The 15,458-nt window shown below is 59.5% G+C and carries 16 protein-coding genes; 5 read left to right on the top strand and 11 right to left on the bottom strand.

Annotated features, from left to right (window positions below):
* Genes ACA055_RS29830 through folE2 form a run of 5 tightly spaced genes read right to left on the bottom strand, consistent with a single transcriptional unit; the run spans position 1 to position 3,872 of the window.
* On the bottom strand, positions 1-561 hold the full coding sequence (locus tag ACA055_RS29830; protein ID WP_497681773.1) for a gamma carbonic anhydrase family protein: 561 nt from the start codon (positions 559-561) through the stop codon (positions 1-3).
* Entirely contained in the window at positions 558-1,433 is an 876-nt protein-coding gene (locus tag ACA055_RS29825; RefSeq protein ID WP_497681772.1) for a metal ABC transporter substrate-binding protein, read from the bottom strand. Before ACA055_RS29825 ends, ACA055_RS29830 begins: the two co-directional genes overlap by 4 nt.
* A gap of 11 nt (positions 1,434-1,444) precedes the next feature.
* A complete protein-coding gene (locus ACA055_RS29820) occupies positions 1,445-2,311 on the bottom strand; it encodes a metal ABC transporter permease (RefSeq protein WP_497681771.1) in 867 nt (288 codons plus the stop codon).
* The gene (locus tag ACA055_RS29815; protein WP_497681770.1) at positions 2,311-2,979 is read right to left on the bottom strand and encodes a metal ABC transporter ATP-binding protein; all 669 of its coding nucleotides are present in this window, start codon (positions 2,977-2,979) and stop codon (positions 2,311-2,313) included. Before ACA055_RS29815 ends, ACA055_RS29820 begins: the two co-directional genes overlap by 1 nt.
* On the bottom strand, positions 2,976-3,872 hold the full coding sequence (folE2, locus tag ACA055_RS29810; protein ID WP_497681769.1) for a GTP cyclohydrolase FolE2: 897 nt from the start codon (positions 3,870-3,872) through the stop codon (positions 2,976-2,978). The genes ACA055_RS29815 and folE2 overlap by 4 nt, the downstream gene beginning before the upstream one ends.
* 118 nt (positions 3,873-3,990) lie before the next feature.
* On the opposite strand from folE2, the gene zigA reads away from it, so the two are divergent.
* Together zigA and ACA055_RS29800 are read left to right on the top strand one after the other, a co-directional pair.
* Positions 3,991-5,196, top strand: coding sequence for a zinc metallochaperone GTPase ZigA (gene zigA / locus ACA055_RS29805; protein ID WP_497681768.1), 1,206 nt, complete (start codon positions 3,991-3,993; stop codon positions 5,194-5,196).
* Positions 5,196-5,870 (top strand): DUF1826 domain-containing protein, encoded by a 675-nt coding sequence (locus ACA055_RS29800; RefSeq protein ID WP_497684513.1) that lies wholly within the window; start codon positions 5,196-5,198, stop codon positions 5,868-5,870. Before zigA ends, ACA055_RS29800 begins: the two co-directional genes overlap by 1 nt.
* Positions 5,871-5,874: 4 nt before the next feature.
* On the opposite strand, the gene ACA055_RS29795 is transcribed toward ACA055_RS29800, so the two are convergent.
* Positions 5,875-6,231, bottom strand: a complete 357-nt coding sequence (locus tag ACA055_RS29795; protein WP_497681767.1) for an NADH:ubiquinone oxidoreductase — start codon at positions 6,229-6,231, stop codon at positions 5,875-5,877.
* A 27-nt stretch (positions 6,232-6,258) separates the two neighbouring features.
* Here ACA055_RS29795 and ACA055_RS29790 point away from each other — a divergent pair, with 27 nt between their 5' ends.
* Positions 6,259-7,230 carry a CobW family GTP-binding protein gene (locus ACA055_RS29790; protein WP_497681766.1) on the top strand — a complete coding sequence of 324 codons (972 nt, stop codon included), beginning with the start codon at positions 6,259-6,261 and terminating at the stop codon, positions 7,228-7,230.
* Positions 7,231-7,345: 115 nt separating this feature from the next.
* On the opposite strand, the gene ACA055_RS29785 is transcribed toward ACA055_RS29790, so the two are convergent.
* Complete coding sequence (locus ACA055_RS29785; RefSeq protein ID WP_497681765.1) at positions 7,346-7,762, bottom strand: DUF3301 domain-containing protein; 417 nt, start codon at positions 7,760-7,762, stop codon at positions 7,346-7,348.
* Between the two features lie 119 nt (positions 7,763-7,881).
* On the opposite strand from ACA055_RS29785, the gene pdxY reads away from it, so the two are divergent.
* On the top strand, positions 7,882-8,754 hold the full coding sequence (gene pdxY / locus ACA055_RS29780) for a pyridoxal kinase PdxY (protein ID WP_497681764.1): 873 nt from the start codon (positions 7,882-7,884) through the stop codon (positions 8,752-8,754).
* 129 nt (positions 8,755-8,883) lie between these two features.
* Here pdxY and ACA055_RS29775 read toward each other — a convergent pair whose 3' ends face one another.
* Positions 8,884-9,366 carry an acyl-CoA thioesterase gene (locus ACA055_RS29775; RefSeq protein ID WP_133835294.1) on the bottom strand — a complete coding sequence of 161 codons (483 nt, stop codon included), beginning with the start codon at positions 9,364-9,366 and terminating at the stop codon, positions 8,884-8,886.
* Between the two features lie 283 nt (positions 9,367-9,649).
* Between ACA055_RS29775 and ACA055_RS29770 the strand changes: the two genes are divergently transcribed.
* Complete coding sequence (locus ACA055_RS29770; RefSeq protein WP_497681763.1) at positions 9,650-11,413, top strand: cation:proton antiporter; 1,764 nt, start codon at positions 9,650-9,652, stop codon at positions 11,411-11,413.
* Between the two features lie 21 nt (positions 11,414-11,434).
* On the opposite strand, the gene ACA055_RS29765 is transcribed toward ACA055_RS29770, so the two are convergent.
* From ACA055_RS29765 to uvrD, 3 genes are all read right to left on the bottom strand, one after another.
* Positions 11,435-11,842 (bottom strand): SMI1/KNR4 family protein, encoded by a 408-nt coding sequence (locus ACA055_RS29765; RefSeq protein ID WP_007943369.1) that lies wholly within the window; start codon positions 11,840-11,842, stop codon positions 11,435-11,437.
* A gap of 136 nt (positions 11,843-11,978) precedes the next feature.
* On the bottom strand, positions 11,979-12,851 hold the full coding sequence (locus tag ACA055_RS29760) for a Tim44 domain-containing protein (protein WP_497681762.1): 873 nt from the start codon (positions 12,849-12,851) through the stop codon (positions 11,979-11,981).
* Between the two features lie 284 nt (positions 12,852-13,135).
* The gene (uvrD, locus tag ACA055_RS29755) at positions 13,136-15,319 is read right to left on the bottom strand and encodes a DNA helicase II (RefSeq protein WP_497681761.1); all 2,184 of its coding nucleotides are present in this window, start codon (positions 15,317-15,319) and stop codon (positions 13,136-13,138) included.
* Positions 15,320-15,458: the final 139 nt, after the last annotated feature.

The raw sequence follows: 15,458 nt of genomic DNA, 5'->3' as shown, positions 1-15,458 counted from the left end.
TCAAAACTCGTTCTGCAGGGCTTTGTAGCCACGCACAAGATCGACGTTGGTGCGTGCCACGTCCTCGGAAAATTCCGAGGCGCTGACGCTCACCGGTGGGAACTGCGAAAGGTCGGTGTTGGGGCCGATGCGGGTGGTGGAGGGCACGTAGAAGTTTTCGGGCAAGTCGCGGCCATCGACCACCGAGTTGTGCCGCACCACACAGCCGTCACCGACTGCGCAATTGAATAGCACGCTATTGAAGCCGATAAACACCCGATCGCCCACCGTGCACGGACCATGAACAATCGAGCGGTGGGCGATGGAGCTGAACTCGCCGATGGTCACCGCCGCGCCGGATTTGGAGTGGATCACCACGCCGTCCTGGATGTTTGAATTGGCGCCGATGGTGATCGGCTCCATCTCGCCCGAGTCATCGACTTCGTCAGCGCGAATCACCGCGTAGGGACCAACGAAGACATTCTCGCCAATCACCACCTTGCCGCAGATGATTGCCGTTTTATCCACATACGCTGACTCGGCAATCAATGGCAAATCACCTGTAGGATTCTTGCGGATCATGGCTTGCTCAACGCGTTGTACAAAGTGTTGAGGTTGTACTCGAACAACCCGGCGAAGGTGCTGGCCGGGCCGGATGCCGCAAGCGCATCGGAATACAACGTACCGCCGATCTGCGCGCCGCTTTCGTCAGCGATCTGCTTGAGCAGGCGGGCGTCCTTGATGTTTTCCATGAACACCGCTTTGACCTTGGCCTGACGAATCTGGCTGATCAACGCAGCGACTTCGGCGGCAGAGGGTTCGCGCTCGGTGGAAAGACCTTGAGGGGCCATGAAGTCGATGCCATAGGCCTGACCGAGATAACCGAAGGCGTCATGGGACGTCACGATCTTGCGGTTGCCCGGCGGCAACGACTCGAGCTTGGATTTGGCTTCGGCGAGCAGGGCGTAGATCTGTTTCAGGTAAGCCTGGCTGTTGCGTTCGTAGTCGGCTTTGTTTGCCGGGTCGACGGCGATCAGTGCCTTGGTGATGTTGCTGATATACAGCTCGGTGTTCGCCAGGTTGTGCCAGGCGTGCGGGTCGGGAACTGTCTCGCCGTCCTCATCCAGGGAGCGCGGAATGACACCTCGGCTAGCGCTGGTCACCGGCGCTTTGGTCTCGGTGCTGGTCACCAGACGATCCAGCCATGGCTCGAAACCCAAGCCATTTTTGATGATGAGCCTGGCCTTGAGCAACGCTTTGCCATCGTCCGGCGTCGGTTCGTAGGTGTGGGCATCGGCGTCTGGCCCGACCATGTTGGTGATCTGAATGTGATCGCCGCCGACCTGATGGGTCATGTCGGCGAGGATGCTGAAGCTGGTGACCACCTGGAGTTTTTCTGCGGCAGACAGTGGCATCGACAGCATCAAACTGAACAGCACGAGTAAAGCGCGCATCGGGTAACACCTCATTGGGATGTGAGCAAAGGCGGGCGGCGCAGCAAACCATGCACCGGTCCGAACACCACGGACAGCAAATACAAACCGCCGGCCACCAGCACGATCGCCGGGCCGCTGGGCAGCGAGTAGTAGAACGACAGCAGCAAACCGGACCACACCGAGAGGCAACCAAGCAGCGCAGCGATGGCCATCAACACCGGCAAGCGGCGACTCCAGAAACGCGAGGCGGCGGCCGGCAACATCATCAGACCAACCACCATCAACGCGCCGATGGCCTGAAAACCGATCACCAGATTCAGTACGACGAGGGTCAGGAATACGCCGTGGGCCACAGGGCCGAGACGGCTGACGGTCTGCAGGAAAAGTGGGTCGAGGGTGTCGAGCAGCAGCGGTTTGTAGATCAGGCTCATGGCGATCAGGCTGAAGCCCGAGACCCATAGCATGCCGGTCAAGGTTGGCCCATCGACCGCCAGCGCGGAGCCAAACAGCAGATGCAACAGATCCAGACGCTTACCGGCAATGCCAAGGATGAGCACACCGCTGGCCAGGGAAATCGGGTAGATCGCGGCGAGGCTGGCGTCTTCCCGCAGACCGGTGCGGCGGGTGATCCAGGCGGCGAGTCCGGCCATGCTGAGACCGGCACCGAGGCCGCCGATGGTCAGTGCGGGCAGACTTAAACCGGCAAACCAGAAACCCAACGCAGCGCCGGGCAGGATGCCGTGAGCCACGGCATCACCGATCAGGCTCATGCGCCTGAGGATCAAAAACACGCCCAGCGGCGCCGTACTGCATGCCAGCACCAATCCACCGACAAGAGCACGGCGCATGAACACGAACTCGTGGAACGGTTGCCAGAGATGAGCTAACGCACTCATCAGGCCACCTGTGTTTGTGGTTGTTGATGGATCAGATCAATGCTTGATCCGAGGATGCAGCCACTGCTTTTGATCAGCAGTGTTTGGGGTATGTGTTGGCGCACGGCGGCCAGGTCATGACACACAACAACCAGAGTTCGACCATCGGCGTGCCAGGCATGGATGTGTTTCCACAGCAGCGCTTGGCCGAGTTCGTCGAGGGCGGCGTGGGGTTCGTCGAGCAACAGCAAGGGGGCTTCGGCCAGACTCAAACGGGCGAGCAGGGCGCGTTGTAATTCGCCGCCGGAGAGCGCCATCAAGGAGCGCTGCTCGAGGCCAGCCAGGCACCAATCTTCCATTACGGCGCAGAGGCGTTGGTTGCGTATTGGTGGAGATTGGTTGCTGCCCCAGAAGCCGGCGGCGACCAATTCTTGCAGGTTGATGGGGAATTGGCGGTCCAGATGTTGTTGCTGAGGCAGGAACGAAAGTGAGCCCTTGCGTGGAACATTCAGCACGACTTTGCCCGCCAGCGGTTTTTGCAGGCCCGCGATGACTTTCAACAAACTGCTTTTACCCGAGCCGTTGGTACCGATGACGGCGGTCAGACTTCCTTTAGGCAATTCGAAATCAACCGCTGGCGTGAGCGGTTGCCCCGGCGCACCCCAACGCAATGCTTGGCAACGGATCATGCGGCCTCCCAGTTCCATCGACTTTCGGCGACGGCGTCGTGGGCGTGGAGGCTTTCGGCGTGGATGACTCGGATGTGAAAGCCGTTAATCCCGGGAGAACGTTTCAGGGCGGTGTTCAAGCGCCGGGCGGCGTCTTCGCAGAACATCAAGTTCTGACCATTGGCCAAAGCGAAGGCTTGTTCGTCGGCACGTTTCACAGCGGTTTGCACGGCGGTGCCGAGCGCCGCTTCGGCATCATTGATGATCGCGATCAGTGGCAGCGCATCCAGATAATCGTCAAGACGCAACTGCAATATTGCATTGCTGCGTTGGCTGTGGGGCGTTGCAACGATGCCTTTTGTGGACCCCAACCAGGCTAAAACATCGGCATGTTGCAATGAGCTGTTGGCAAAGTCATCGACGAATTGCTGCTGAATTAATTGTCGAGAAAGCGCCGCTGAACAGGGGCAAGTCGAGGAATAAGGAACGTCGATTTTTAGTTCCACGTGGAACATCGTGTTTTTCAAACGCGCTTCAATGCTGATTGGATAGGTTTTCCAGCCGGCCAATGGACTGATCAGCGCCGGCCGTTTGAGTAGCAAGTCGGCGTGTATTTTTAGGTAGGCGCTGTTGGACAGGCCTTCATGCGTATCAAGAAAACGCTGCAGGACTCGCCGCAACAAGGCTGGTGTCAGGTTGTCCTGCTCAAACATTTCCAAAGCCAGGTAAAGCCGCGACATATGGATGCCGCGCGCCTCTCCATTGTCGAGGCTCACGCCAGCATCGGCCTTGGCACTCAATTGCTGGCCATCGAATAAAATAGGAAGAGCAATGCCGCACATGCCCACCCACTCCAGTGGCAGGGCTTGGCGTGAGGCCTGCGCGGCGATATCCGGCAGAGTCAGCGCATTCATGAGCAGGTCCATCGTAGGAGTTGATTTGTCATGTTATAGTATAGCAATAAAGTCGACGATGCCTTTTTCGTGAGCAGACCTTCTCTCGTGGACCGGGCATCCCTGTGAGGAAAACCTGATGCCCAATCGTCTCCCCGTGACCGTCCTCTCGGGCTTTCTCGGCGCTGGAAAAAGCACGCTGCTCAACTACGTTCTGCGCAACCGCGACAACCTGCGGGTCGCCGTGATCGTCAATGATATGAGCGAGATCAACATCGATGGCGGTGAAGTCCAGCGCGACGTCAGCCTCAATCGTGCCGAAGAAAAACTCGTCGAAATGAGTAATGGCTGCATCTGCTGCACGTTGCGCGAAGACTTGCTCGAAGAAGTCAGCAAACTCGCAAAGGACGGTCGTTTCGATTACCTGCTGATCGAATCCACCGGCATTTCGGAACCGCTGCCGGTGGCGGAAACCTTCACTTTTCGCGACGAAGACGGACAAAGTCTCGCCGACATCGCTCGGCTCGATACCATGGTTACGGTGGTCGACGGCATGAATTTCCTGCTCGACTACCAAGCCGCTGAAAGCCTCGCCTCCCGTGGCGAAACGCTGGGCGAAGAGGACGAGCGCTCGATAACGGACCTGCTGATCGAGCAGATCGAATTCGCCGACGTGATTCTGATCAGCAAGATCGACTTGATCAGCAGCAGTGAGCGTCAGGAGCTGATCGCGATACTCGAACGGCTCAATTCCCAGGCTGAAATCATCCCGATGGTCATGGGAGAAATCCCGCTGAAGAAGATCCTCAATACCGGTCGCTTCGACTTCGAAAAAGCCGCTCAGGCGCCGGGCTGGTTGCAGGAACTGCGCGGCGAACACGTGCCCGAAACCGAAGCGTACGGCATCGCATCCACGGCCTATCGCGCGCGCCGACCGTTTCATCCACAGCGTTTTTTCAGTTTCATCGACCGCCCGTGGGTAAACGGCAAACTACTGCGCTCCAAAGGGTTTTTCTGGCTGGCCAGCAAGCACATGGATGCCGGTAGCTGGTCCCAGGCCGGCGGTTTGATGCGTCATGGTTTCGCCGGGCGTTGGTGGCGTTTCGTGCCGAAAGCACAGTGGCCACAGGACGATGAAAGCACGGCCGGCATCATGGAAAACTGGACGGCCACCACCGGTGATTGCCGTCAGGAACTAGTGTTCATTGGCCAGAACATCGACTTTGCGCAACTCACCGTCGAGCTCGACGATTGCCTGCTGACCGATGATGAAATGGCGTTGGGCAGTGAAGGTTGGCGATTGCTGCCAGATCCGTTCGGCCCCTGGCACGAAGAGGCCGCATGATGCTTACACGGAACCCTGTGGGAAAGAGCTTGCCCGCGAAGGCGTCCTCGCGACCAATACATCAGCACCATGGCGCAACCCCGGAGGCACTGACCAGAATCCTTGAAGACGACGTAAATCTAGCCGTATGGAATCGCCAACTCCCGGCCCACATCGCTGATTTCGGCTGTTTGCTGTTGTGCCTGGACGAACCATTGGCCGAGGCGCTGTCCCTGGACATGCGAAGTGACGAAGCCGAACCCAATCTCCAGGGGTTGGCCTCAGCGTTCAGCGATCTCCAAGGCTACGAAGGCTTTATCGCCGACGTTTCCTGGCTGGTCAGCGCATTCGCTTGCTTGCTCGGCGCCAAGCGTATTGGCCTGCGTTTGCGGGTGCTGGACAAAGCCATGTGCCCACGTTTCCACGTCGATCATGTACCGGTGCGATTGATCACCACTTACGCCGGGATCGGCAGCCAGTGGCTGAAGGAAGGGGCGATGGATCGCCGACACCTGGGTAAGCCTGATGCCGAACCGCAGGAAAACACGTTGATCGAGCAAATCGCCAGCGGCGACGTGGCGTTGCTCAAGGGCGAGAAATGGCATGGCAACGAAGGCTTTGGTTTGATCCATCGTTCGCCGCAGCCCGCGCCGGGCGAGCGCCGCTTGATCCTGACCCTCGACTGGCTGAGCTAGCGACTCAAGGCTTGAGCCAGGAACCCTGGCTCTGGGCTTCGCAGAACGGCTTCAAATACGCGGCATCCGTGGCCACGCCGTAATAGTGAATATCCTGTCGGTAAGGCATATTGGCGACTTGGGCGTTGCTGCACACGCCGAATGCGCCAGTGGGGCACTGGTCGATGTACTGCACCTCGACTTTCTGCCCGGGCAGGTTCGGCTGACAGAAGCCATCGGCGAACAGCTTTTCCGGGATGTTGCGGTTCTGCTGGCAGACTTTCACGTCGAGTCTCGCAGCCGTGCTATGTACCACACATGCCTGGGCCAGCGCCTCGCCTGAACTAAGCGCCAGGAGCAACGAAAATCCCATCAACCGCATCCTTTACCTCCTCAGAAAACTTCGACCATGTTGCAGAACATTCCCACTCACGTCATTGCCGGCCCGTTGGGCGCCGGCAAGACCAGCCTGATCAAGCACCTGCTGGCGCAGAGGCCGACGAATGAGCGCTGGGCGGTGCTGATCAACGAGTTCGGCCAGATCGGCCTCGACGCTGCGTTGCTGACCCAGGACGCCGATGGTATCGCACTGGGTGAAGTGGCCGGGGGCTGTTTGTGTTGCGTGAATGGTGCACCGTTCCAGATAGGACTCGGGCGGTTGCTGCGCAAGGCACGGCCGGATAGGTTGTTCATCGAGCCCTCAGGGCTGGGGCATCCGGCGCAGTTGCTCAAGCAGTTGAGCGAAGCGCCATGGCAAGGGGTGTTGGCGGTTCAGCCCTGCGTGCTGGTGTTGGATGCCCAAGGGCTCGCGGCTGGCAAACCGCTGCCTGTGGCGCAACAGGAGGCGCTCAACAGCGCGGGGCTGTTGCTGCTCAACAAGTCTGAACATCTCGATGAGAGTGATCGTCAGCGAATCGCAGTGCGGTTACAGGAGCGCCCGTTGTACTGGACGCAACACGCTGTTTTGCCGTTGGGCGAGTTACCGGGTTTTGCGGCTCAGGCCGTGGCGGGTGTGGATAACTTCAGCGTACCGAAAGGATTGGCGCAGATGCCGGCCATTTGGAGCAATCCTGCGACGCCGATTTGTTTGAGTCAGGAGCAGGAGGGCGGCTGGAGCGTGGGGTGGCGTTGGCATCCGAGTCAGACATTCGATGCGGCGCTCGTTGGTCGATGGCTTGAAAGCCTCGCCTGGCGGCGGGCGAAGCTGGTTATCCACAGCATCGACGGGTGGGTTTCGGCGAATGGGCTGGATAACTCGGTACTGGAGTGGCAGCCCAGCGAGTGGCGGCGGGATTCGCGGATTGAGTTGATTTTCAGTGAGCCGCGGGATGTTTCAGAACTGCAGGAAGGATTGGCGGGGTGCCTGGCTCAATCGAGTTAGCGGTTTTTTTGAGTTGCCTTTGAGGGCCTCTTCGCGGGCAAGCCCGCTCCCACGCCGCAGATCAAATGTGGGAGCGGGCTTGCTCGTGAATGGATTTAACGGATGACATCAGCCGTCAAGGACGCCACTTGGTGTGTTCCTGCCGCCACTGGTTCAGCTCGATCACTTCGGCGCGGGGCTGCTTGGCGACGTCGACGACCGGCGAGGTGTCGTCGAACGGCATCGGGTAGGGCGCCAGCTCGATCTGCGCGCTGTGGGCGCCGAACTGCGTGATAGTGCCGGTGTGGCGGGTTTCGCCGGTCACGGTGAATTCGAAGTTATACACACGGGCCAGGCGCCGGCGATCGTTGGCGTCTTTAATGAATGCAATTTTTTTCAACGCCACATTGCCATCCAGCAACTCGATCCCGAGTTTGCTGCAATGCTGCATGACCCGCTCCAGCGCGCGTTCGCGCAAGCCGTGGTTGTGCCACAGCCATGCGCCGCCGGTGGCGAGCAGCATCAGCACGAAGATATTTCCAAGGGTCAGCATCAGCGGGTGCTCCAACAAGATAGTGTCAGCTTAACTGTGTCGCCGGTCTGTCGTACAGGCTGCGTTTAGTCGCATACTGCGCGGCTTGAATTTCAATCGGTTTACGGAAAACTCACCGCATGAAACGTACGCCCCATCTGCTCGCCATTCAGTCCCACGTGGTGTTCGGCCACGCTGGCAACAGCGCCGCGGTCTTCCCGATGCAGCGGGTCGGGGTGAATGTCTGGCCGCTCAATACCGTGCAGTTCTCTAACCACACCCAATACGGCCAGTGGACCGGTGAGGTGCTGGCACCGCACCAGATTCCCGAGTTGGTCGAAGGCATCGCGGCGATTGGCGAGCTGGGCAACTGCGACGCGGTGTTGTCCGGCTACCTTGGCAGTGCGGCTCAGGGGCGGGCGATTCTGACGGGCGTGGCGCGGATCAAGTCGATGAATCCCAAGGCGCTGTATCTGTGCGACCCGGTGATGGGTCATCCGGAGAAAGGGTGCAGCGTACCCGCGGAAGTCAGCGATTTTCTGTTGCAGGAAGCGGCGGCCGTGGCGGATTTCATGTGCCCGAACCAGCTGGAGCTGGACAGCTTTTCCGGGCGCAAGCCGCAATCGTTGTTCGATTGCCTGGCCATGGCGCGAGCGCTGCTGGCGCGTGGCCCAAAGGCGGTGCTGGTCAAGCATCTGGACTATCCCGGTAAACCGGCGGATGTCTTCGAGATGCTGCTGGTGACGGCCGAAGGCAGCTGGCAGTTGCGTCGCCCGCTGTTGGCGTTTCCCCGTCAGCCCGTGGGTGTTGGCGACCTGACCTCCGGGTTGTTTCTCGCTCGGGTGCTGTTGGGCGACAGTCTGGTGGCGGCTTTCGAATTTGCCGCGTCGGCGGTGCATGAAGTGCTGCTGGAAACCCAGGCATGCTCCAGCTATGAGCTGGAACTGGTGCGGGCCCAGGACCGGATCGCCCATCCGCGGGTGCGGTTCGAAGCCACAGCGATCAGTCTCTGAACTCTGCGGCGAAGCCATTCGCGAGCAAGCCCGCTTCCACAGTTTATCTCCAGTGAACAGAGAACAACTGTGGGAGCGGGCATGCTTGCGAAGACTATCTAAAAAACACCATCAGTCTGCCTGACCCACTCAGACGTCGCCCTTGATTTCCTGATAACGCTTTTCCAGCTCCTGACGAATCTGCCGACGCTGCTGAGCCTGTATGAAACGGCGCTTGTCTTCGCTGTTCTGCGGTTGCAGCGGCGGAACGGCGGCCGGTTTGCGCTGGTCATCCACCGCGACCATGGTGAAGAAGCAACTGTTGGTGTGGCGCACCGAGCGCTCGCGGATGTTCTCGGTCACCACCTTGATACCCACTTCCATGGAGGTGTTGCCGGTGTAGTTGACCGAGGCCAGGAAGGTCACCAGTTCGCCGACGTGGATCGGCTCGCGAAAAATCACCTGATCCACCGACAGAGTTACCACGTAGCGGCCGGCATAACGGCTGGCGCAGGCGTAGGCCACTTCGTCGAGATACTTGAGCAAGGTACCGCCGTGGACATTGCCAGAGAAGTTGGCCATGTCGGGGGTCATCAATACCGTCATCGACAGCTGGGCGTTTCCGGGTTCCATAGCGTTCTCACGGTTCAAGGCAGGTTTCGGAGGAATGCACCTCTGCGGGTGCCTGGTCGGTTTTTTCAAACCTCAGTTATCGGGACGCCGGGCGGGTGGTCGCCGTCACTCCGGATCGATCTGTTTCCATATATTGCACCGCCTTTCTGCCGGAAGTCGCGGTGTTACCCTTCAAAAGCCCACCCCAAAGGCAATTCCTACGCGGAAAGCGGAATTTTACTCTGCTCGATCAGACTTTTCCCGCGTCTGGCGATTGAGCAATGCCACCCAAGGAGCCCACACCATGCATGCCATCAGTTTCATTCAGGATTTGGCAGTGATCATGCTGGTCGCGGGTGTGGTGACCGTGCTGTTTCATCGATTCAAACAGCCCGTGGTCCTCGGCTATATCGTCGCCGGCTTCATCATTGGCCCGCACACTCCGCCGTTCGGCCTGATCCACGATGAAGAAACCATCAAGACCCTGGCCGAGCTCGGGGTGATTTTCTTGATGTTCTGCCTGGGCCTGGAATTCAGCCTACGCAAGCTATTCAAGGTCGGCGCGACGGCGTTCATCGCGGCGTTTCTGGAAATCGTGCTGATGATCTGGATCGGCTACGAAATCGGCCGCTGGTTCGACTGGAACACCATGGATTCGTTGTTCCTCGGCGCGATCCTGGCGATTTCCTCGACCACCATCATCGTCAAGGCGCTCAACGACCTGAAGATGAAGAACGAGCGCTTTGCGCAGTTGATCTTCGGTGTGTTGATCGTCGAGGACATCCTCGGCATCGGCATCATTGCCTTGCTGTCGAGCATCGCGGTCAGCGGCACGGTCAGCTCCGGCGAAGTGTTTTCCACGGTCGGCAAGCTTTCGCTGTTCATGATCGTGGCGCTGGTCATTGGCATTCTGTTGGTGCCGCGGCTGTTGGCCTACGTGGCCAAGTTCGAAAGTAACGAGATGCTGCTGATCACCGTGCTCGGGCTGTGTTTCGGCTTCTGCCTGCTGGTGGTCAAACTCGAATACAGCATGGTGCTCGGCGCGTTCCTGATTGGCGCGATCATGGCCGAATCCCGGCAATTGCTGAAAATCGAGCGGTTGATCGAGCCCGTTCGTGACCTGTTCAGTGCAATCTTCTTCGTCGCCATTGGGCTGATGCTCGACCCGATGATCCTGCTGCAATACGCATGGCCGATCGCGGTGATCACCGTGGCCGTTGTGCTCGGCAAGATGCTGTCTTGCGGCCTCGGTGCCTTTATCGCCGGCAATGACGGACGAACCTCACTGCGGGTAGGGATGGGGCTTTCGCAGATTGGAGAATTCTCCTTCATCATCGCGTCCCTGGGCATGACCTTGCAGGTCACCAGCAACTTTCTCTATCCGGTGGCGGTGGCGGTGTCGGTCCTCACTACGCTGATGACGCCGTATCTGATCCGTGCGGCCGATCCGTTGTCGATCAAGCTGGCGGCAGTCATGCCACAGCGTCTGAGCCGGGTACTGGGGATGTACGGTGAATGGTTGCGCAGCATTCAGCCTCAAGGCGAGGGTGCGCTACTGGCGTCGATGATTCGGCGGATTCTGTTGCAGGTGGGTGTCAATCTGGCGCTGGTGATTGCGATCTTCTTCTCGGGTGCGTACTTCGCCGAGCGCATATCGGCTTACCTGCAAGACTGGATCAGCGACCCGAGCTGGCAGAAAGCGTTGATCTGGGGTGGGGCGTTGCTGCTGTCGCTGCCGTTCCTGATCGCCGCCTATCGCAAGCTCAAGGCGCTGTCGATGCTGTTGGCGGAGATGGGGGTCAAGCCGGAGATGGCCGGCCGCCACACGCAGCGAGTGCGCCGGGTGATCGCCGAAGTGATCCCGATCCTTTCGTTGCTGGTGATTTTCCTGCTGTTGGCAGCCTTGTCGGCCAGTATTCTGCCGACCAACAAGTTGCTGGTGCTGATCGTCGTGGTCGCGGCCGCCGTGGCGGCGCTGCTCTGGCGCTGGTTCATCCGCGTGCATACGCGGATGCAGGTGGCCTTGCTGGAAACCCTGGATAACCACAAGGATTCGTCCGGGCATTGACCACGCGGGGCGTCGGGGGGATCAGCTTTCCAGCCAGACGTCCCGCGCCCAGTGCCAAACCGATTCCCAGGTTTCTTCGGCGATCAGCTCTTCTTCGGCCTGCCACAGCACCACGGTGCCGTCTTCTTCGACCAGGTAGTAGTCGTCGCCATCCTGGCAGATCGGAATCATGCTGCGATCAACGCCTGCATCCCAAGCGTTGGCGGCAACGTCTGGCAAGTAGGTGTGGGATTGCGGGTCGGTGACGGTCACCGGCTCCAGGCTGCCGTAGACCACGTCGCTGACGGTCAGCAGAAACTCTCTGAAGACAAACGGAATGTCGATGAACAATTGTTCTTCGATTTCAACGATCTGATCTTCGTCGGGCAACTCCAAGGGGACCGGTACTGGTTCGTTGGCTTCACGCAGTTGTTCGATGATTTCTTCCACGTCCGGGATCCTCTTGCTTGATGGCGCGGTTTATATGGGGCGGTTTATACAGTAGCTCGCTATAGATGCAACCGCGAAATAGAAAACCCCGGCCGAGGCCGGGGTTTTCATTACAGCATGCTTAACGCGGGAGGGATCAGCCGTTCTGGCGAATACCTGCCACCAGCCAAGGCTGGTTTTCGCCTTGTGGACGTTCCATGTTCCAGCTTTCGCTGAACACTTCGCCCTGGTCGAAACGCGAGGTTTTCGACACACCGCTGAAAGTCAGGGTGGCGATAGTCTTGTCGGCACGATCATCCACGCCGTCCAGTTGTACATTGAGGTTATCAATGTAGGTGGACTGGAAGGCTTCGCCCAGGTCGGCACGTTCGCGCTTGAGGAACTCCAGCAGCTGTGGGGTCACGAACTCGGAGATCTTGTCCATTTCATTAGCGTCCCAATGCTGTTGCAGGGACTGGAAGTGGTTGCAAGCCGCTTCAATGAAGTTCTTTTCATTGAACCAGGCCGGAGCATTGATCACCGGACGAGCGGCAACAGGTGCTGCCGAGCCGCCGAAGATCGAACCCATGGCTGTTGGCTTCTGCTCGAACACTTCACGCTGCATCGGTGCGCCGGCTGGAGCCAGGTGCTCCTGCTGCTTGCGACGACGAGCGGCAATGAAGCGGAAGACCAGGAAGGCGATGACCGCCATGATCAGGATGTCGAAAATCTGCATGCCCTCGAAGCCGCCGCCCATGAACATGGACGCCAGCAGGCCACCGGCAGCGATACCGGCCAGAGGGCCGAGCCAGCGCGAAGCACCGCCGGCCTTGGCGGCGGCGCCAGCGGCACCGGCCGCGCCCGCAGTGGCAGCAGCGCCACCTGCGGCAGAAGAAGGAGCCATTTGGCTGGTCTGGTGAGTCGGCGCAGCGCCGGAGCTCTTGCCGCCACCAAAGCGCTTGGCGTTGGCGTCGAGGCTCATCGTCAGGCCGATGCACAACGCCATGGCGATGCTAAGAAAACGTTTCATAAAGGGAATTCCCATTTGTGGAAGGCACGCGCGCCATGTTGCACAGCTGAAGTGATACTGGCTAGCGGCAGAGTGTTTCGGGCTTTTGCCTGACAGGTTTCGTTCAGCTTCAGTCAGCGCAATAAGGCTTGTTAACTTTGGTCTGTAGGATGAGTAGGTAAGTTCTGTAGGAAATCCCTGTGGGAGCGGGCTTGCTCGCGAAGGCCGCACCGCGGTTTATCAGAAACACCGCGTTATCGTTCTTCGCGAGCAAGCCCGCTCCCACATTGGTCCTCTGGCGGGCTTCAGATCGCTTCCAGCTTCGCGTAACCGAGCATCAGCCACTTGCTGCCTTCGCTGAAGTTCACCTGGACCCGGGCCTGAGCGCCGGCGCCTTCGAAGTTCAGGATCACGCCGTCACCGAACACCGAATGTCGCACGGCCTGACCGAGACTGAAGCCGGTGTCCGGGATCTCGCTGCCACCGAACAGGCTGCTGGAGCTCTGCTGCTGGCCACCACCGAACGGGCGGCTGACGCTGTTGGACAGCCGCACTTCCTGGATCAGACCTTTCGGCACTTCGCGTACGAAACGGGACACCTTGTTGTAGGTCTCGCTACCGTACAGGCGTCGGGTTTCGGCATAGGTCATCACCAGGTTCTGCATGGCCCGGGTAATGCCGACGTAGGCAAGGCGACGCTCTTCCTCGAGGCGGCCGGGTTCTTCCAGGCTCATTTTGTGCGGGAACAGGCCTTCTTCCATACCCACCAGGAACACGTAAGGGAATTCCAGGCCCTTGGCACTGTGCAGGGTCATCAACTGAATGCTGTCTTCGTGCTCGTCGGCCTGGGTATCCCCGGCCTCCAAGGACGCATGGCCGAGGAATGCCGACAATGGCGACAGGTCTTCGTCTTCTTCCGCGTTTTCGAAGTTTCGTGCGGCGCTGACCAGTTCCTCAAGGTTTTCTACCCGGGCCTGGCCTTTCTCGCCTTTTTCCGCTTCGTGGTAGGCGATCAGTCCCGACTGCTCGATGACGGTCTGGGTCATCAGGTGCAGCGGCATCTCCATGCACTTGGCGGCCAGATTTTCGATCAACTCGATGAACGCGCCAAGGGCACCGGCAGCACGACCGGTGAGCCCCTTGTTGGCGACCAGCAGACGCATGGCTTCCCACATCGACACATCGCTGTGACGTGCGTGGTCGCGGATCGCTTCGACAGTTTTCTCGCCGATGCCACGGGCAGGTACGTTAATCACCCGCTCCAGCGCCGCATCGTTGCCACGACCTTCCAGCAAGCGCAGGTAGGCCATGGCGTTCTTGATTTCAGCCCGTTCGAAGAAGCGCTGGCCGCCGTAGATGCGATATGGAATGCGCTCGCGCAGTAAAGCTTCTTCCAAAACGCGTGATTGGGCGTTGGAGCGGTACAGAATCGCGATATCGCTGCGAGCCAGGCCGGTTTTCAGCGCGCTTTCGATGGTTTCCACAACGTAGCGTGCTTCGTCGTGTTCGTTGAACGCGGCGTACAGATTGATCGCTTCGCCTTCGCCGCCATCGGTCCACAACTCTTTGCCCATGCGCCCGGTATTGTTGGCGATCAGGGCGTTAGCAGCCTTGAGGATCCCGGCGGTGGAGCGGTAGTTCTGCTCCAGGCGAATGATCTCGGCATCCGGGAAGTCGTCGGAATACTGATAGATGTTCTCGATTTTCGCGCCGCGCCAGCCGTAGATCGACTGATCGTCGTCGCCCACCACCATCAGGCTGTCGCCGCCCTTGGCCAGCAGACGCAACCAGGCGTACTGCACGGCGTTGGTGTCCTGGAACTCGTCCACCAGAATGTGCCGGAAGCGCTTTTGATAATGCGCCAGCAGGCCCGGGTGATCGCGCCACAGGTCGAGGGCGCGCAGCAGCAGTTCGGAGAAGTCGATGACGCCAGCGCGCAGGCACGCGGCCTCGTAGGCCTCATAAATGCTGCGCATGGTCGCCAGGAACAGGTCGCCGCTGGCTTGAATGTGTTTTGGACGCAGACCTTCGTCTTTCTGCCCGTTGATGAACCATTGGGCCTGACGGGCCGGCCAGCGTTGCTCGTCCAGACCCAGCTCGCGGATCACCCGCTTGACCAGCCGCTGCTGGTCGTCGCTATCGAGAATCTGGAAGGTCTGGCTCAGGCCGGCTTCCTGCCAGTGCGCCCGCAGCAAGCGATGCGCCAGGCCATGGAAGGTGCCGACCCACATGCCGGCCGGGTTGATACCCATCAACTGCTCGATGCGATGACGCATCTCGGCAGCGGCCTTGTTGGTGAAGGTCACCGACAGGATCGAGTGGGGCGAGGCGTTTTCAACCTGGATCAACCAGGCGATACGGTGCACCAGCACTCGGGTTTTACCGGAACCAGCACCGGCCAGGACCAACTGACGACCCACGGAGGCAGCTACGGCCTGGCGTTGGGCATCGTTGAGAGAGTTCAGCAGAAGGGAGAGATCATCGCGCATCAGGGCATTCTAGGGGGCGGCGTCACACCGGGCAAACCCCGCTTTGCTTTTGCCGATGAAAGATAGGCGCGGGACGACCGGTCGGTCACTGGCTGCAAGCGTTGGCGGGGCTCGCTTGGCTGCTTTTATACCGAGCCGG

The organism is Pseudomonas sp. LBUM1657 (assembly GCF_059716075.1).
The sequence above is the reverse complement of the archived record's forward strand: the minus strand, read 5'-3'. Positions and strand labels throughout refer to the sequence as shown.